General features: G+C 72.0%; 20 protein-coding genes, 1 tRNA gene, 1 other RNA gene and 1 pseudogene. 17 read left to right on the top strand and 6 right to left on the bottom strand.

The features are described 5' to 3' along the window. Positions 1-18: 18 nt before the first annotated feature. The 8 genes from AC5PYY_RS01850 (at position 19) to purF (ending at position 6059) form a co-directional block, all read left to right on the top strand. A complete protein-coding gene (locus AC5PYY_RS01850; protein WP_493898124.1) occupies positions 19-1614 on the top strand; it encodes a helicase HerA-like domain-containing protein in 1596 nt (531 codons plus the stop codon). 75 nt (positions 1615-1689) lie between these two features. Further along, a tRNA-Ser gene (locus AC5PYY_RS01845) sits at positions 1690-1777 on the top strand. A 197-nt stretch (positions 1778-1974) separates the two neighbouring features. Next, an RNA gene (ffs, locus tag AC5PYY_RS01840) (signal recognition particle sRNA small type) lies at positions 1975-2073 on the top strand. A gap of 64 nt (positions 2074-2137) precedes the next feature. Beyond that, positions 2138-3370 carry an arginine deiminase gene (locus tag AC5PYY_RS01835; RefSeq protein WP_493898123.1) on the top strand — a complete coding sequence of 411 codons (1233 nt, stop codon included), beginning with the start codon at positions 2138-2140 and terminating at the stop codon, positions 3368-3370. Beyond that, complete coding sequence (locus AC5PYY_RS01830; protein WP_493898122.1) at positions 3370-3738, top strand: sterol carrier family protein; 369 nt, start codon at positions 3370-3372, stop codon at positions 3736-3738. Before AC5PYY_RS01835 ends, AC5PYY_RS01830 begins: the two co-directional genes overlap by 1 nt. 148 nt (positions 3739-3886) lie before the next feature. Further along, positions 3887-4147 (top strand): hypothetical protein, encoded by a 261-nt coding sequence (locus tag AC5PYY_RS01825; protein ID WP_493898121.1) that lies wholly within the window; start codon positions 3887-3889, stop codon positions 4145-4147. Positions 4148-4169: 22 nt separating this feature from the next. Continuing rightward, positions 4170-4382: a hypothetical protein gene (locus AC5PYY_RS01820; RefSeq protein ID WP_493898120.1), complete on the top strand. Its 213-nt coding sequence runs from the start codon at positions 4170-4172 to the stop codon at positions 4380-4382. Positions 4383-4442: 60 nt separating this feature from the next. Further along, complete coding sequence (gene purF, locus AC5PYY_RS01815; RefSeq protein ID WP_493898119.1) at positions 4443-6059, top strand: amidophosphoribosyltransferase; 1617 nt, start codon at positions 4443-4445, stop codon at positions 6057-6059. 115 nt (positions 6060-6174) lie between these two features. Here the strand turns inward: purF and AC5PYY_RS01810 are convergent, their stop codons facing one another. Next, positions 6175-7371 carry a hypothetical protein gene (locus AC5PYY_RS01810; protein WP_493898118.1) on the bottom strand — a complete coding sequence of 399 codons (1197 nt, stop codon included), beginning with the start codon at positions 7369-7371 and terminating at the stop codon, positions 6175-6177. Beyond that, on the bottom strand, positions 7364-7864 hold the full coding sequence (locus AC5PYY_RS01805) for a SigE family RNA polymerase sigma factor (RefSeq protein ID WP_493898117.1): 501 nt from the start codon (positions 7862-7864) through the stop codon (positions 7364-7366). The genes AC5PYY_RS01810 and AC5PYY_RS01805 overlap by 8 nt, the downstream gene beginning before the upstream one ends. Before the next feature lie 159 nt (positions 7865-8023). Here AC5PYY_RS01805 and AC5PYY_RS01800 point away from each other — a divergent pair, with 159 nt between their 5' ends. The 4 genes and pseudogenes from AC5PYY_RS01800 (at position 8024) to AC5PYY_RS01785 (ending at position 9877) form a co-directional block, all read left to right on the top strand. After that, entirely contained in the window at positions 8024-8191 is a 168-nt protein-coding gene (locus AC5PYY_RS01800; protein WP_493898116.1) for a hypothetical protein, read from the top strand. Between the two features lie 70 nt (positions 8192-8261). Continuing rightward, positions 8262-8441 (top strand): annotated as a pseudogene (locus tag AC5PYY_RS01795) (sunset domain-containing protein); the annotation flags it as partial. Positions 8442-8565: 124 nt separating this feature from the next. After that, positions 8566-9666, top strand: coding sequence for a phosphoribosylformylglycinamidine cyclo-ligase (gene purM, locus AC5PYY_RS01790; protein ID WP_493898115.1), 1101 nt, complete (start codon positions 8566-8568; stop codon positions 9664-9666). Further along, complete coding sequence (locus AC5PYY_RS01785; protein ID WP_493898114.1) at positions 9650-9877, top strand: hypothetical protein; 228 nt, start codon at positions 9650-9652, stop codon at positions 9875-9877. The genes purM and AC5PYY_RS01785 overlap by 17 nt, the downstream gene beginning before the upstream one ends. Here the strand turns inward: AC5PYY_RS01785 and AC5PYY_RS01780 are convergent. From AC5PYY_RS01780 to AC5PYY_RS01770, 3 genes are all read right to left on the bottom strand, one after another. Beyond that, positions 9850-10377: a hypothetical protein gene (locus tag AC5PYY_RS01780; RefSeq protein ID WP_493898113.1), complete on the bottom strand. Its 528-nt coding sequence runs from the start codon at positions 10375-10377 to the stop codon at positions 9850-9852. The two genes, AC5PYY_RS01785 and AC5PYY_RS01780, sit on opposite strands and share 28 nt — an antisense overlap. Before the next feature lie 131 nt (positions 10378-10508). Continuing rightward, entirely contained in the window at positions 10509-10754 is a 246-nt protein-coding gene (locus tag AC5PYY_RS01775; protein WP_493898112.1) for a DUF3073 domain-containing protein, read from the bottom strand. Between the two features lie 140 nt (positions 10755-10894). After that, a complete protein-coding gene (locus AC5PYY_RS01770) occupies positions 10895-11536 on the bottom strand; it encodes a copper resistance CopC family protein (RefSeq protein ID WP_493898111.1) in 642 nt (213 codons plus the stop codon). Between the two features lie 45 nt (positions 11537-11581). Here AC5PYY_RS01770 and AC5PYY_RS01765 point away from each other — a divergent pair, with 45 nt between their 5' ends. Genes AC5PYY_RS01765 through AC5PYY_RS01755 form a run of 3 tightly spaced genes read left to right on the top strand, consistent with a single transcriptional unit; the run spans position 11582 to position 14344 of the window. After that, the gene (locus AC5PYY_RS01765; protein ID WP_493898110.1) at positions 11582-12238 is read left to right on the top strand and encodes an IMPACT family protein; all 657 of its coding nucleotides are present in this window, start codon (positions 11582-11584) and stop codon (positions 12236-12238) included. A gap of 13 nt (positions 12239-12251) precedes the next feature. After that, positions 12252-13523, top strand: a complete 1272-nt coding sequence (locus AC5PYY_RS01760) for a carboxylate--amine ligase (protein WP_493898109.1) — start codon at positions 12252-12254, stop codon at positions 13521-13523. Continuing rightward, positions 13520-14344: an aspartate/glutamate racemase family protein gene (locus tag AC5PYY_RS01755; protein WP_493898108.1), complete on the top strand. Its 825-nt coding sequence runs from the start codon at positions 13520-13522 to the stop codon at positions 14342-14344. The genes AC5PYY_RS01760 and AC5PYY_RS01755 overlap by 4 nt, the downstream gene beginning before the upstream one ends. A gap of 308 nt (positions 14345-14652) precedes the next feature. Here the strand turns inward: AC5PYY_RS01755 and AC5PYY_RS01750 are convergent, their stop codons facing one another. After that, entirely contained in the window at positions 14653-14955 is a 303-nt protein-coding gene (locus AC5PYY_RS01750) for a hypothetical protein (RefSeq protein WP_493898107.1), read from the bottom strand. Positions 14956-15020: 65 nt separating this feature from the next. Between AC5PYY_RS01750 and AC5PYY_RS01745 the strand changes: the two genes are divergently transcribed. Next, the gene (locus AC5PYY_RS01745) at positions 15021-16460 is read left to right on the top strand and encodes a GntP family permease (protein WP_493898106.1); all 1440 of its coding nucleotides are present in this window, start codon (positions 15021-15023) and stop codon (positions 16458-16460) included. After that, positions 16457-16987, top strand: coding sequence for a gluconokinase (locus tag AC5PYY_RS01740; RefSeq protein ID WP_493898105.1), 531 nt, complete (start codon positions 16457-16459; stop codon positions 16985-16987). Before AC5PYY_RS01745 ends, AC5PYY_RS01740 begins: the two co-directional genes overlap by 4 nt. The last annotated feature ends 10 nt before the right edge of the window (positions 16988-16997 follow it).

Raw genomic sequence — 16997 nt, 5'->3', positions numbered from 1 at the left:
CAGTCTAAAGTCTTGACCGTGAGCGAGCAGAGCAGCCAGATCGACCGGATCCGCGACGGGTATGCCTTCACCGCGCCGAGCATCGTCCTGGGAGGTGGTGTGGGGGTCGACGGCGACGCGGTCGTCGGTGACGCCGTGGTGCGGCTGCCGTTGGGGTCGATGAACCGGCACGGTCTGGTGGCCGGGGCCACCGGCACGGGCAAGACGGTCACCCTGCAGGTGCTCGCGGAGCAGCTGTCCGACGCCGGCGTGCCCGTCTTCCTCGCCGACGTCAAGGGCGACCTCACCGGGCTCGCGACCGCGGCGGAAGGCGGCGGCAAGATCGAGGAGCGCATGGGTGACCTCGCGCAGGAGTGGGGCGGCGCGGCATACCCGGTCGAGCTGTTCAACCTCGGCGGGCACGGCGCGGGGGCGCCGATCCGCGCCACGATCACCGCCTTCGGCCCCACCCTCCTGGCCAAGGTGCTGCAGCTCAACAAGACCCAGGAGTCGAGCCTGGGGCTCGTCTTCTACTGGGCCGACCAGCAGGGGCTGGCGCTGCTGGACCTCAAGGACCTCACCGCGGTCATCCAGCACCTCATCTCCGACGAAGGCAAGGAGGACCTGAAGTCCCTGGGCGGCCTCGCGAAGTCGACCGCGGGCGTCATCCTGCGCGAGCTGGTGGCGCTGTCGGCGGCCGGTGGCGACGTCTTCTTCGGGGAGCCGGAGTTCGAGACCGCCGACCTGCTGCGGAGCACCGCCGACGGCGAAGGCGTCATCTCGCTGCTGGAGCTGCCGGGCGTGCAGGACAAGCCGGTGCTCTTCTCGACCTTCCTCATGTGGCTGCTCGCCGAGCTCTTCCAGGACCTGCCCGAGGTGGGCAACCCGGAGAAGCCCAAGCTCGTCTTCTTCTTCGACGAGGCGCACCTGCTCTTCGACGACGCCTCCGACGCCTTCCTCGATGCCGTCGAGCAGGCGGTGCGGCTCATCCGGTCCAAGGGGGTCGGCGTCTTCTTCGTGACGCAGACGCCCAAGGACGTGCCCGATTCGATCCTGGCGCAGCTGGGCAACCGGGTGCAGCACGCGCTGCGGGCGCACACGCCGAACGACGCCAAGGCGCTGAAGGCGGCGGTCTCGACCTTCCCGACCAGCGACTACGACCTGGCCGAGGTGCTCACCACGCTGCGCACCGGCGAGGCGATCGTCACCGTGCTCTCCGAGGAGGGCGCGCCGACCCCCGTCGCGCGGACGATGCTGCGGGCGCCGCAGGGGCAGATCGGGCCGAGCGAGGACTCGGTGATCCAGACGTTGACCGCCGGGTCCACGCTCGCGGGGAAGTATGGCGACCCGCTCGACCGCGAGTCGGCGCACGAGGTGCTGAACGCCCGGATGGAGGCGGCGACGAAGGCGGCGCAGGAGCAGGCAGCACGCGAGGAGGCGGAGGAGGCTGCGGAGAAGGAGGCCGCGGCGGCGCGGAAGGGGAGCAGCGGATCCCGCTCGCGCCGGGCGAAGGAGGAGAAGAGCGTCGTCGAGCAGGTGGTGGGCTCGAGCGCCTTCACGTCGATGCTGCGCTCGGCCGGCACCGTCATCGGCCGCGAGATCACCCGCTCGATCTTCGGCACCCGCCGGCGCTGACGGCATACCCGAGCACCTTCCGGCTTGCGAGTGCGGGTTTGGGCTGGCCCTGCGCTCTCGGTTATCCTCGTCGGCGGAGGATTCGCATAGCGGCCTAGTGCGCACGATTGGAAATCGTGTTGGGATAAAACCCTCGGGGGTTCAAATCCCCCATCCTCCGCCAGAGGCCCCGGCGCTCGTCGTTCGCGACAGCAGCCGGGGCCTTCTCCTGTCCCCGGGGAGGCTGCCGGAGTGAGCAGGCGAGGCTGCCGGAGTGAGCAGACGACGCTGCCGGAGTGAGCAGACGACGCTGCCGGTCGCGCGTGGGGGAACGGGCTGGGGGCACGGCTTGGAGCGCCTGCGCCGAACGCCTAGACTGGCGGCGGACCCCTCGTGCGGTGGTACCTCGGTGAACTCCCCCAGGGCAGGAATGCAGCAAGGGCAACCGGGCTCTTCCAGGTGCGCGAGGGGTTCTTCATACCGTCAGCGGGGGAGGCCGCGCGCGTGGCAGGATGGCCGACACCACCAGCGAAAGGACCGCGCTATGCCGTTCCACGTCGGCTCCGAGGTCGGCCGCCTGCGCCAGGTTGTCGTGCACCGTCCCGGGCTCGAGATGAGCCGGCTCACGCCGGACAACAAGGACCGCTACCTCTTCGACGAGATCCTCTGGCTCGAGAAGGCGCAGGAGGAGCACGACTACTTCGTGCAGGTCATGCGGGAGCGCGGCGTGACGGTGCACCACTTCGACACCCTGCTGCGCGAGTCGCTCGCGGTCCCGGAGGCCCGCGCGCACGTCCTCGACCACAGCCTCGACGAGCGGCACGTCGGGCCGCAGGCGGCCGAGGAGCTCCGGGCGATGTTCGACGGCATGGACGACACCGAGCTGAGCACCCACCTCATCGGCGGCATCACCAAGGCCGAGGTGCTCGAGCGGATCGGGAGCCCCAACTCGGTCGTCCTGGGCCAGCTCGGGCTGCACGACTCTGTGCTGGCGCCGCTGCCCAACCACCTCTTCACCCGCGACACCTCCGCCTGGGCCTACTCGGGCGTCGCGGTCAACTCCATGCACAAGAAGGCCCGTCGGCGCGAGACGGTCCACTACGACGCGATCTACCGCTATCACCCGATGTTCGCCGAGGCGGGTATGCAGTGGTGGAGTCACGGCGTCGACGACGGACCCGCGACGGCCGAGGGCGGCGACATCCTCGTGCCGGGCAACGGCATGGTCCTCGTCGGGCTCTCGGAGCGCACGACCGCGATGGGCGTCGAGCGGATGGCGCGCGGACTACTCGCCTCGGGCGAGGCGCAGCAGGTCATCGCGCTCGACATGCCCAAGGCCCGGGCCGTCATGCACCTCGACACGGTGATGACGATGGTCGACCCGGAGACGTTCACCCGTTATCTCGGGCTCCCCGACCTCACGTCGTGGACGATCACGGCCGGCGAGGAGGTGGACGGCGAGCTGCAGCTATCCATCGAGCGGCACGAGCCGGAGGAGATGGAGCAGGTCATCGCCCGGGGGCTGGGCCTGGAGATGCTCCGCGTGCTCGCCGCCGAGCAGGACCCGCGTGCCGCCGCCCGCGAGCAGTGGGACGACGGCTGCAACGTGCTCGCGCTCGAGCCCGGCGTCGTCGTGGGCTACAAGCGCAACACCGTCACCAACACCTACCTGCGCGAGCAGGGCGTCGAGGTGCTGGAGATCGACGGCTCCGAGCTCGGGCGGGGGCGCGGCGGCCCGCGCTGCATGTCCTGCCCGATCGAGCGCGACCCGCTCTGATGCCGGCCCGTCGACGGGTCGATCCGGCGGCGGGGGAGCAGGCGCTCGCCGCGTGGGAGGCCGCGCAGCAGGGCGAGGCGCTGCCGCGCGGCGCGCTGGCCACCGCGGTCCGCTACACCGTCGAGGAGCTCGCTGCGGCCGCGCCCGGTCGGTCGGTCGAGGTGCGGATCCCTCCGTATGCCGCAGCGCAGGTCATCGAAGGTCCGCGCCACACGCGGGGGACCCCGACCAACGTCATCGAGACGGACCCGCAGACCTGGCTGGCACTGGTGACCGGCAGAACCACGTGGGCCGAGGCGGTGGCGAGCGGCGCGGTGCGGGCCTCGGGGCAGCGGGCCGACCTCACGGCATACCTGCCGCTGCGGTGACGCCGCTCACACGTCGTCGCCCTCGCCGTCGTCGGCGTCGTCGGCCGCCTGACTCGTGGCGCCCTCCTGCTCTCGTGGCGCGACGCAGCCGACCACGAGACAAGGAAGGCGGCACAAGTCATGGCCATCCTCGGGTGATACTGGTGGGGTGACCTCCGCCGACCCGTCGCCCTCCGGCTCACCGCGCACGCTGCCTGTGCGGCGGCGGCCGCAGCTCAGCAGGTTCCTCATCGCCGGTGGCCTCGTCGGGTTCGTCGTCGGCGGGCTCGTGGGGCTGCTCGGACCGGACGCCCCCAACAGCTCCCAGGGTCAGGAGGTCATCCTCCTCGGTGCCACCGGCGCCCTGCTGGGAGCCTTCCTCACCGCGATCCTCTACCTAATCCTCGACCGCCGGAGCCAGCGCTCCTGAGCCCCGGGAGGGCCTGATTGTCGTGCGACGTCACCCCAGCCTCGTCCGCTTCCTCGCCACCGGCGCGATCCTCGGCGCGGTCCTGGCGATCCTGGTCGCCGCGCTGGGTCGGGACGTGCCCTACGTCAACGGGCTGGAGGAATACCTCATCTTCATCCTCGTCGGTGGTGGCACGGGTGGCGGCCTGGGCGCGATCGCCTACCTCATCGCCGACCGCCCCCGGCTCGGCTCCTGAGCCGGGCGCGACCACGCGAGGGGCGGCACGGCATACCTCACGCTGTGGGATGATCGAGCCGTGGCTCGCGCTGACGGACGTCTCTCCCACGACCTCCTCCCGGACGAGCGCCTGCCCCAGGACGAATGCGGCGTCTTCGGGGTCTGGGCACCGGGCGAGGAGGTGGCCAAGCTCACCTACTACGGGCTCTACGCGCTGCAGCACCGCGGCCAGGAGGCCGCCGGCATCGCCACGAGTGACGGTCATCGGCTCGTGGTCTACAAGGACGTCGGCCTGGTCAGCCAGGTCTTCGACGAGTCCGCGCTCGCCTCGCTCACCGGGCACCTCGCGGTCGGGCACTGCCGCTACTCCACCACCGGGCGCAACACCTGGATGAACGCCCAGCCGACCCTCGGGGGCACCTCCGACGGCACCGTCGCGCTCGGGCACAACGGCAACCTCATCAACACCGCCGAGCTGCGCGACCGGCTGCGCGAGATCTACGGCGGCGACCTGCATCGCGCGCCCGGCGAGGTCGGCCGCGGCAACACCACCGACACCGCGATCGTCACCGGGCTGCTCACCGCGGACCCCGATCTCCCGCTCGAGGAGGCGGCGATGCGGGTGCTCCCCACGCTGCGCGGCGCGTTCAACTTCGTCTTCTGCGACGAGTCGACCTTGTATGCCGCTCGCGACCCGCAGGGGGTCCGCCCGCTCGTCCTCGGTCGCCTCGAGCGGGGATGGGTGGTCGCCTCCGAGACGGCGGCGTTGGACATCGTCGGCGCCTCGATGGTCCGCGAGGTCGAGCCCGGCGAGCTCATCGCCATCGACGAGGACGGGCTGCGGTCGCGGCACTTCGCGCAGGCCGAGCCCAAGCGATGCGTCTTCGAGTGGGTCTACCTCGCGCGCCCCGACACGACGATCGCCGGGCGCGAGGTCTACGACTCCCGCGTGGAGATGGGGCGCCAGCTCGCCCGGGAGAACCCGGTCGAGGCCGACATGGTCATGCCGACGCCGGAGTCGGGCACCCCCGCCGCGATCGGGTATGCCGAAGCGTCCGGCATCCCCTACGGCCAGGGTCTGGTGAAGAACGCCTACGTGGGGCGCACCTTCATCGCGCCGAGCCAGACGATCCGTCAGCTCGGCATCCGGCTCAAGCTCAACCCGCTCAAGGACGTCATCAAGGGCAAGCGGCTGGTCGTGGTCGACGACTCGATCGTGCGCGGCAACACCCAGCGGGCGCTGGTGCGGATGCTGCGTGAGGCCGGGGCCGCAGAGGTGCACGTGCGGATCTCCTCGCCGCCGGTGCGCTGGCCGTGCTTCTACGGCATCGACTTCGCGACGCGGGCCGAGCTCATCGCGACCGGGCTGGAGACCGACGACATCTGCGCCTCGATCGGTGCCGACTCGTTGGGTTATATCTCGACCGAGGGGATGATGGCCGCCACCGAGCAGCCGCGGGAGTCGCTGTGCACCGCGTGCTTCACCGGCGACTACCCGATCGAGCTGCCCCAGGAGGACCAGCTCGGCAAGGACGTCCTGGAGCTGCAGTTCCCCGTCGGCGCCGAGGGCGTCGACCCCACCGACGTGGGCACGCTGGAGCTGGAAGCGGCGACGGCCGAGGTCGGCGCCCGGGACATGGACAACGTCAGCGTGACCGCCGGCGTCGGCGGTGGCGACGCGGTTCGGCGCCCCTGAGCGACGGCATACCACTCCTGGACATGGCCCGCCCCTCTCAGCCTGTGCACGCTTGATGAGCCGGTGCGTAGGTTATGTCCTACGCACCGGCTCATCTGGCGTGCACAGGTTCGGCTCAGGGGAGCTCGCCTAGGAGCATGAGCCCGCGGTAGCGACCCTCCTCGAGCATGAGCACCTGCGGCTCGGCGTCCAGGAACTGCTGCCAGGTCTCTAGGTCCTGCCACTGGGCAGAGGGGCAGCCTGCGTCCGGATCCACCGAGCGGTTGGACCAGGGACCTGTGATGGCGACATTGCCCTGGTCCAGCGTTCCCCCCGCGGAGATCTCCAGCCCGCAGGCGAGAATCGACCACTGTTCGCCGTCGAAGCTGAGTGTCGGGCCAGGCTCCTCCGCCGGTTCCAAGCCCCGCAGGTCGAGGACGTGCCACTCGCCGGTGACGGCGTCTCCTGTCCCCGGTTCCGGCTCCACTCCGTCCGAGCTTGGGAAGTTGTCCATCGACCGCAGCTCGCTCTGCGGCACTTCAGCCAGCATGACCGTGCGCTGCCCAGGGCCCTCGTCGGTGTAGGACGGCGGAAGCACGATCTCGTGCATGACCTCGCCCGTGGCGACCAGGGCACCGTCGTCCCACGTCAGAGTCGCTTCCGTGCCCACCCTGCGTAGCTCGGAGCCGGTCATCGTGCCGTGCATGCCGGTGATGAGGTCGGCCGGCCCTGTGCCCCCACGGCTCTGACACTCCTCTTCCGGGGCGTCCACGAAGCCGACATTGTCGAGCGTGAGTAGCCCGTCGGCGGAGATCGCCCCGCCCGCGTACTCCATGGTGCTGCAGTCTCCTCCGCTCGTCGCGCTCCCGTCAGCCCGGAAGCTCACCGGCCCGCCGAGCACCAACGGCGTGACCCGGTGTGCCGCACTGACGAGCCCGTCGTCAGTCTCCACCGTGACCTCGGTCGCCTGAATCGTCACGCCTGCCACGTCCGACCACTCCTCCACCGGACCGTCCGGCCGCGCCACGCCCCCGGTCACCTCGAAAACGACGCGGTAGGGCACCATCTCCTGCCCGGGCGGGATGCTCGTCACCGCCATGTCGTCGACGCCGCCGCTGTCGGCCGGGCCGGGGGCGGCGTCGGTGCTGCCGCCTCCGAGCGACCATGCGCCGACGATCGCGGTCACGCCAGCCACCGCGCCCAGCGAGCCGACGGTCCAGCTCTGGCGCCGTGCGCGGCGCCGGCCGTCGTGCCAGGCCGTAGCGGTCAGGTCGTCTTGCGGTGCCCCGGCGGTCGCCCGCCCGAGCAGGTCTGCGAGCTCGTCGTCATACATCGGTCCTCACCTCGGTCAGGAGTTCACGCAGGCGGCGGATGCCGTCGCTGGTCTGGCTCTTCACCGTGCCATCGCTGATGCCGAGCGTGCGGGCGGTCGTGGCGACGTCGAGATCCTCGAAGTAGCGCAGCACGACCACGGCGCGCGCCCGAGGTGGTAGCTGCTGCAACGCATCCCGGATCGCGATCGAGGTCGCCCACGCGTCGTCCCCGGAGGCCGGGCGCTCGGGTGGGGTGTCGGTGAGCACCTCCGGCCCGGTGCGCCGCCAGCGGTCGACGTTCACGGTGTAGAGGATGCGGCGCGCATACGCGAGCGGGAGTCCGTCCCTGACCTTGGGCCAGCGCTGGGCCGTGCGGGTCAGCGCCTCCTGGGTCAGGTCGCGGGCCAGCTCACGGTCACCGCACAGCAGGTATGCCGCGCGTTGCAGCGTGTGCTGGTGCGCCCCGACGAAGGCGGCGAAGTCCTCGTCGACTGGGCGGGTCGCTCGTGCCACGGAGCACCTCCTCTCACCCTGTCCCAACGGCAGCATGCCCTGATCGGTTGGGTGGGGGTGCTGGAGGTGCCGACGGGGCGGTTCAGCCTGCGGCCGGGCTGGGGCAGGTCTAGCGTCCGGAGCCCGGACGGGTCGTCGACCCGAGATCGGAGAGACGTCATGGGCGAGCACGAGGACGATCAGGTGGCGGGCGAGACCTCGGCGGGCGAGCGCGATCCGATCGCTGCCGAGACGGAGGGGACGGCCGACGGCGAGCAGGGTCGCTGCGGGCGCGTCGGGCAGCACCTCGGAGTCGGGCGACGGTGGCGAGGGTGGCCACGGCGGTGACGAGGCCGACGGCGAGGGTCTCGGCGCCGGTGACGATGGCGGCGAAGAGACCCCCGACGGCGGTCACGGCTGGGGCTCGGCAGCGCCGGTCGAGGGTGGCGGGACCCCGCCGGGCCACCCGGTCAAGGCCTGGCACGACACGATGACGTACGTCCTCCCCGACGAGGAGGGCTACGGCGCCGATCCGCACGAGTGCTTCGTGGACGGCGAGACGGCGGAGCGGGCGGGCTCCCGGCACGCGCACGGCTGACCTCGACCGGCGATGCCCGGCCCCTCGGACGCCCAGCGCCGCCGGACCGGTCGCTGTCGGGATTCCTGGCGGCGCGGCATACCCTTGTGCTGCCCACCCGCAGCCACGCCCGAGGGGACGCCCGATGAGCGACCAGCCGATCACCTACGCCAGCGCCGGGGTCGACGTGCACGCGGGCGACCGCGCCGTCGAGCTGATGAAGGCGTCGGTCGGCCGGGCGCAGCGCCCCGAGGTGCTGGGCGGTCTGGGAGGATTCGCGGGGATGTTCGACGCCGCGGCGCTGCGGGGGATGCGTCGGCCGGTCCTGGCCACCTCGACCGACGGGGTCGGCACCAAGGTGGCGATCGCGCAGGCGATGGACGTCCACGACACGATCGGGCAGGACCTCGTCGGCATGGTGGTGGACGACATCGTCGTGAGCGGGGCCGAGCCGCTGTTCATGACCGACTACATCGCCTGTGGCAGAGTCGATCCCGAGCGGATTGCGGCGATCGTATCCGGCATTGCAAAGGGCTGCGAGATGGCCGGTGTCGCGCTCGTCGGGGGTGAGACGGCGGAGCATCCTGGGCTGCTCGACCCGGAGGAGTATGACGTCGCGGGGGCCGCGACGGGCGTCGTCGAGCACGACGACGTGCTGGGTCCGCAGCGGGTCGAGCCGGGTGACGTGGTGCTCGCGCTGGCGAGCTCCGGGCTGCACAGCAATGGCTACTCGCTCGTGCGCCGGGTCGTCGCCGCTGCGGGCTGGGCCTGGGACCGGGACGTGCCCGAGCTGGGGCGGACCCTCGGTGAGGAGTGCCTCGAGCCGACCCGCATCTACTCCCTGCAGCTGCTGGCGCTGATCCGCGCGCTCGATGGAGGGGTGCACGCGCTGTCGCACGTCACCGGCGGAGGGCTCGCCGCCAACCTGGCGCGGGTGCTGCCGGCGGGCACGCTGGTCACGATCGAGCGCAGCTGGGAGCTTCCGCCGATCTTCCGCCTGGTGCAGGAGCTGGGGCAGGTGCCGCTGGCCGACCTGGAGCAGACCCTCAACGTGGGGGTGGGGTTCGTGGCGGTCGTGGCGCAGGCGGAGGCCGAGCGTGCCGTGGAGGTGTTGCGGGACAAGGGAATCCAGGCGTGGCCGGTCGGCGTGGTGGAGTCGGCGGCGGAGGTGCCCGGCGATGCCGTCCACGGGGCCAAGGGGGTCGACGGCGGAGCCGTTCGCCTCGTGGGTGACTACCTGCTCTGACCCGGAGTTACGGCATACCGTGCGGTCGGTCACGGCATACCGCGCGGTCGGTCACGGCATACCGCGCGGTCGGTCACGGCATACCGCGCGGTCGGTCACGGCATACCGCGCGGCCGGTCACGGCATACCGCGCGGCCGGTCACGGCATACCGTGCGGTCGGTCACGGCATACCGTGCGGCCAGTCAGCGGGGAGTGATGAGGACCCAGTAGGCGGTGGGGCCGCGCCCGCCGATGAAGCCGCCCCAGCGGGTGTCGCTGGCGTCCGGGCTCAGGGCGGTCCGGAGGCGCTCGGTGTCGGGCTCGGCGATGACGACCGTCTGGGCCGGTTCGTCCAGGTCTACCTCGATCGCGTGCTCGGGTGAGTTGACCGGCCAGCTCTCCCAGGTGAGGGTGGCGTCCTCCACGGTGTCGGGCGCGACCGCCTCGCTGCCACGCATGAGGGTGACCGTCGCGCCGACGTCTGCGGCCGGGTCGCAGGCCGCCGCCTGCACCTGGGCCCAGCTGGCCTCCTCGGTCAGCGGCTCGGCGCACTCCCGCAGCTCGTAGCTCACCGGGGCGAAGCCCATGAAGCGCACGTAGCCGAGGGTCGCCAGCCCGATCACCACTGCCGCGAGCACGAGCAGCACCCAGGCGCGGTTCTTGTTCTTGCGGCCCGTGACGGTCGAGGTCTCGTGGGTCCAGCGCGCCTCGTGGCGGCTGCGCGTGCTCATCTGTCTCCTCTGCGATTCACGGGCTGGTCAGAGCCTCGTGCAGCCGAGGCTGCCGGAGTGACCAGACGAGGCTGCTGGAGCGGGCAGACGAGGCTGCCGGTCGTCCCGGTGGGGGGCAGGGGCGACGAGGCTCAGCGCTGGCCGGAGGCCCAGGAGCCGTAGTCGTCGTCACCCTCGTCGTCGTCCGCCGCGTAGGAGGAGTAGGGGTCCTCGTCCTCGTCGGGCTCGTCGTCCTCGTCGGTCGGCGGGGAGTAGTCGAACTCTCCGCGCGTCGAGTGGAGCTCCCGCTCGAGTGCTGAAAGATCGGTGTCGGGAGCTGAGTACTTCAGCTTCCGTGCCACCTTGATCTGCTTTGCCTTGGCCCGGCCGCGCCCCATGGCGTGACCCCCTTGTGTCGACTCTGCCGGGGCGGCATCGCTGGCTGATCGCGCAGGTCGCGGAGCCGGCCCGGGAATGTGTGTAATCCGTGAGGGATACGGTACATGAGAGCGGCCTCAGCTCCCGCATCGGTGCTGTGTCAGGTGCGGCTGCGGCGGACGGTGTAGATGAGCGCGCCGAGCAGCCCGACGGCGCTCAGGATGATGAAGGCCCAGGCCCAACCGGGCAGGCCGGTAGCGGGGGTCGAGACGGGCTCCTGCTCGCTCGTCGCGTCCTCGGCAGCAGGCTCCTCGGCGTCGTCGGAGGCCTCCTCGCCCGCCTCGTCCGCCGTCCCCTCGTCGGTCGGTTCCTCCGCCTCGGCGGCATCATCGACGTCCGCCTCGCTGCCCTCCGCCTCGGCGTCCGCGCTGCCTTCTGACCCGCCGCTCACGGTGAACTCGAACTCGCCGGCGATGGGGTGGCCGTCCTCGCTGGTCACCCGCCAGGCGACCGCGTAGTCGCCGTCCGGCAGCTCGTCCGCGAGCTCTTGGACGACCTCGGTGTCGTCGACCTCCGGCTCGCCGTCGGTCACGGACCCGCCTGGCCCGGTCACCTCGACCGCCACGCCGACGTCCGAGATGGCGCCGGAGAAGGTCAGCGTCAGCTCCTCGGGGGCCTCGCCCTCGGCGCCGTCGGCCGGGTCGCTGCCCGTGAGCTCGTCGTGCGCGACCGCAGCGAGCGGGGCGGTCACGAGAGCGACCGCGAGCGTGAGAGCGAGCGGGAGACGGGCGCGAGGCTGCATGGTGCGAAGTGTAGGGAGCCTGGCTGAACGGCATACCCTGCCCGGGTGGAGCCGACGACCTGCCGCACACTCGCCGCGCCCGTGCAGGTGCGGACCGAGGAGAAGCGCTCCGTCTTCGTGTGCCGGCTGCGCCGCGTGGCGGACGAGGAGGCTGCGCGCGGCGTCGTCGACGAGGCCCGTCGGGACGACTGGGACGCGGGTCACCACTGCTCCGCCTTCGTGCTCGGGCCTGACGGGGCGACCGTGCGCAGTAACGACGACGGCGAGCCCGCAGGCACTGCTGGTATGCCGATGCTCGAGGTGCTCACGCACGCGGGCCTGACCGACGTGGTCGCCGTCGTCTCGCGCTGGTTCGGCGGCACCCTGCTCGGCACCGGCGGCCTGGCCCGCGCCTACTCCGGCGCCGTGCGCGCCGCCCTGGACGAGGCACAGCTGCTGACGCGGATCCGCGTGCGCGAGGTCGACGTGCGGGTCGGCCACGACGTGGCGGGACGGATCGAGCACGATCTGCGGGCCAGGGGGATCGGCATCGCCGATGTGCGCTACGCCCAGCAGGTGACTCTCCGGCTGCAGGTGCCCGTCGTCGAGGCCGCCGGGCTGCCAGACCTGCTCGCCGAGCTCACCGGGGGCAGCGCCGAGCCCGTCGGTGGCTCGGAGAGCGAGGGCTGGCGTGACGTGCAGGACGACGTCAGGCCCGGCTGATACCTTCCACGCCATGGCTGCGCCCTCGTCCCTACCGGCGTCGACGTCGGTCCCCTTCGTCCCTGTGATCCTGGGTGGCGAGCTCGCGGCCTACACCCTGGCGCGGGCCTTCCACGCGGACCTCTGGGTCCGCGCGACGGTGGTGAGCCGCACGGTCCCCTACGCCGTGCGCGACTCGGCCATCCTCGACCACCACGCCTGCCCGGGCATGGACGACGACGAGACCCTGCTCGCGACGCTGCGCGAGATCGCCGACGAGCACCCCGGCCACCGCGTGCTCGTGCTCGGGATCATCGACTCCTGGTGCACCACCATCTCCGCGCTCGCCGACCGGCTCGACGAGCGCTTCGCGGTGCCCTATCCGCCGGTCGACCTCATGGAACGGCTCTCCGACAAGGAGCACTTCGCCCAGATGTGCGCCGAGCTCGGCGTCGCGCATCCGCAGACCCGGGTCGTGCCCGACGCGGCCGGCACGGAGGAGGCTGGCGCGCTGCTCGAGGGCCTGCGCTGGCCGCTCGTCGCCAAGGCCGCCGACTCCGTCGCCTTCGGCAGCCTGATCTTCGAGGGCAAGCAGAAGGTCGCCTACGTCGACTCGCTCGCCGAGCTCGCCACGCTCCGGCAGGAGATGGCCGAGGCAGGGTATGCCGGCGGTCTCGTCGTGCAGGAGCGCATCCCCGGCGGCGACGACCAGATGCGGGTGCTCACGACCTACTCCGACGCCTCCGGGCGGGTGCGGTGGAGCCGCATGGGTCAGGTGCTCCTGGAGGACCACGACCCCATGATGATCGGCAACCCGCTGGCCGTCGTCCACGGCGAGCATGCCGAGTCGGTCGCCCAGATCACCCGGCTGCTGGAGCACGTGGGCTGGACCGGTTTCGCCAACTTCGATGTCAAGGTCGACCCCCGCGACGGAGTCGGCCACGTCTTCGAGCTCAACCCGCGGCTCGGGCGCTCGCACGCCTACCTCAGCGCGGCCGGGCACCCCTTCGTGCTGCCCATGGTCCGGGAGCACGTCGAGGGCCGGGACCCGCTGGACGAGGTCGAGATGGGCCCGGAGACCGACGACTGGCTCTACTCCATCGTCCCCGTGCCCCTGCTGGGCCGCTACGTCACCGACGACCGGGTGCGGGCCCGGCTGCGTCGGATCCGTCGCGAGGGAAGGGTGCTGCGGCCGCTGCGGTATGCCGCGGACCCCGGTCGGGAGCGCCGGCTCGCCCAGGTGAAGAACGACGTGCACTACGTGCGCGACTTCGCGACCCACTACCGCCGTCCGGTGACCTCGTGAGCGCGCCGGAGCGGCTGCTGCCGGGCACCTGGCGTCGCCCGGTGCTCGGCGTGCTCGGCGGCATGGGCCCCGCCGCGACCGTGACCTTCCTCGACGCCCTCCAGCGGGCCACCCCGGCGGGCCGCGACCAGGACCACCTCGACACCGTCGTGCTCAGCCACGCCACCACCCCGGACCGCACCGCCCGGCTGCGTGACGCGGACGCGCCGGACCCCACGGCATACCTGAGGGGTGACCTGGAGCTGCTGGGGCGGCTCGGCGCCGACCTCGCGGTCATCGTCTGCAACACCGCGCACGCCTTCCTGCCCGGCGACCTGCCGGTGCGGCTGCTCTCGCTCATCCAGGTCGGGGCGGACGCGGCGGTGGCGGCCGCGCGGGGCGGCACGACGGATGCTGTGGGCGGCACCAGGGACGTTGACGGTGACCGCACCCCGGGCGGCGACGGCCACGCCACGGGTGACCAACCCCCGGACGGCGCGACTCCCCGCGTGCTGCTCCTGGCGACCGACGGCACCCGCGGCAGCGGCCTCTACCAGGACGCGCTGGGGTCCCTGGGGGCCGAGGTGCTGCTCCCCGACGACGCCGGGCAGGCCGAGGTGATGTCGGTGATCTACGACGGCGTCAAGGCGGGGGTGGAGGTGTCGACGGCCGACTTCCTCGCCCTCGTGGCGCGGCTGCAGCAGGAGGCGGACGCCGACGCGGTGCTGCTGGGCTGCACCGAGCTGTCCGTGCTCGCCGACCAGGCCGGTGCCGCGCTCCCCGCCGACGTCGTGGACGCGCAGGCGGCCCTGGTCACCCGGGTGCTGGCCGAGCTGGGCTGATCGCTCAGCGACCCTCCTGGACCGACGGCTTGCCCTCCTGGGCCAGTTCCCTGCCCGGCGAGCCGCGCCCGGTCCTCGCCCAGGCGCGGCAGCTCCCGCAAGGATCGCTCGGCCGCGAGGTCGAGCAGGGCGAGCAACTGCTCGGCGGTCTCCCGGTCGCCCTCGGTGGTGAGCACGAGCGCCGAGTTCGCCTCCAGCACGGCGACCGGCTCACCGCTGCCCCACACCTGCGGATAGCCGTAGTAGTCGCCGGCGCGCCCGCTCACCGCGGCGAGCACCGTCCGGTCCTGCTCTCCCGAGCCGAGCACCTAGCGGTACTGCCCCAGCACCGGCTCGGGGTCGGCGCCGGTGATCTGGTGCCGCAGCCCGACGTGCACGACGGTGCCCTGCGGGTCGTTGCGGGAGACCACGCCGTCGATCCGCAGCCGCCGCACCTCCGTCGGCACCGCGTGCAGCGCCTCGAACCAGGCGCGTTGCTGCTCGGCGAGCTCGGGCGCGACATACCCCAGGTATGCCTCGACGTCGCCGGTGCAGGCGGTGGCACCGCAGGTCAGGAGCGCGGCCACGGCGGCGACCCGCACGCCGCGCCGCATCACGGGGGAGAGGACCATGGCGGCAGCGTAGGTCTAGGGTGGGGGCCGGACGCAGCGTCAACGTCGACCTCGGGGGTCTGCACATGGAACCGATGGATCCGGTCTACGGAGCCGGAGTGCTCCTCACCATCGCGGCGGTGGCCGTCGCGGTGCTGCTCTTCCTCATCATCCGGTTGCGGATGCACGCCTTCGTGGCGCTCATCACGGTCAGCCTGCTCACCGGCCTGGCGGCGGGCATCCCCTTCCGCGAGCTCGCGGGGGTGGCCACGAGCTTCTTCGGGTCGACGCTGGGCTCGGTGGCCCTGCTCGTGGGACTCGGGGCGATGATCGGTCGCATCCTCGAGGTGACGGGCGGGGCGCAGGTCCTCGCCGACACGATGATCAACCGGTTCGGGGAGAAGCGCGCCCCGCTGGCGTTGGGCGTCGCGGCGCTGCTCTTCGGCATACCCATCTTCTTCGACGCCGGCCTCATGGTCTTCCTGCCGATCATCTTCTCGGTGGCGCGCCGCTTCGGCGGGTCGGTGCTGCTGTATGCCTTCCCGGCGGCGGGCGCGTTCGCGGCCATGCACGCGATCGTGCCGCCGCACCCGGGGCCGGTGACCGCCGCGACCGAGCTGGGCGGCTCGATCGGGCTGAGCATGCTCATCGGCATCCCGGTCGCCTTCGTGGCGTGGTACGTCGGCGTCCACCTCGTGACGATGAGCTATGCCGGCAAGGTCTACGTGCCGATCAACGACAGCCTCCTGCGGGGCACCGTGTCGGGCGAGCCCTCGGACCTGGACGACGGCGACGACGACGCCCGCGCCGAGCGGATCGCCGCGGGCGAGGAGGAGGTCACCCCGCCCGCCTTCGGGACGGTGCTGGCCCTGCTCATGCTCCCCTTCGTGCTCATCGCCTTCAACACCAGCATCGAGGCGCTGCGCGCGGCGGGCAGCCTCGGCGACAACCTGCTGCTGGACGCGCTCGTCTTCATCGGTCAGACGCCCGTCGCGCTGCTCATCACGCTGCTGGTCGCGACCTACACCCTGGGCACGAAGGGGCGCTCGCTGGCGACGGTCGAGAGCCTGCTCAACGACGCGCTCGGCCCGATCTGCGCGATCATCCTCATCACCGGCGCCGGCGGGATGTTCGGCGGGGTGCTGCGATACTCGGGGATCGGCGCGGCGCTGTCGGAGGGCCTCGCCGACATCGGGCTGCCGCTCATCGTCTCCGCCTTCCTCATCTCCACGCTGCTCCGGGTGGCGCAGGGGTCGGCCACGGTGGCCCTCACTACGACCGCCGGCCTCATGGCGGCCGGCGTCACCGCCGCCGACCTGTCCGACCTCAAGATCGCCTGTCTGGTCCTCGCGATCGCGGCGGGGGCGACGGTCCTGTCCCACGTCAACGACTCCGGCTTCTGGCTGGTGAGCCGGTTCTTCGGCATGGACGTCAAGACGACGCTGCGGACCTGGACCGTCATGGAGACGACGCTGGGGCTGGCCATCTTCCTCCTGGCCTGCCTCATCTGGGTGGTGGTCCCGTGACGCCGCTGGGCGAGCCGGTGGCCGGCGCGCCGGTCCACCTCGTGGTCATGGGGGTGTCGGGCACCGGCAAGAGCACCGTCGCGCACTCGCTGCGGGACCGGCTCGGCTGGGAGTTCGCCGAGGGCGACGACTACCACCCCCAGGCCAACGTCGACAAGATGGCGAGCGGGCGCCCGCTCGTCGACGAGGACCGCTGGCCTTGGCTGCAGATCCTGGCCGACTGGACCCGCGAGCGCGACGAGCGGGGCGAGCCGACGGTCCTCACCTGCTCGGCGCTGCGGCGGGTCTACCGCGATATCCTGCGGCGCGGTGGCCCGGGCACGTTCTTCGTCCACCTCACGGGCGACAAGGGGATGCTGCTGGAGCGGATGGAGGAGCGCGACCACTTCATGCCCCCGTCGCTGCTGGAGTCCCAGCTCGACACCCTGGAGCCGCTCGGCGCGGAGGAGCGCGGCGCCGTGCTCGACGTGGCCCACCCCCCGACCCGGCTCGCCCGGATGGTGCTGGCGCAGCTCGACCTCGACTGACGTCATACCG

This window comes from Serinicoccus sp. JS2-9 (assembly GCF_059025165.1).
Note: the sequence above shows the minus strand (reverse complement) of the source record. Positions and strands in the feature narration are given on the sequence as shown.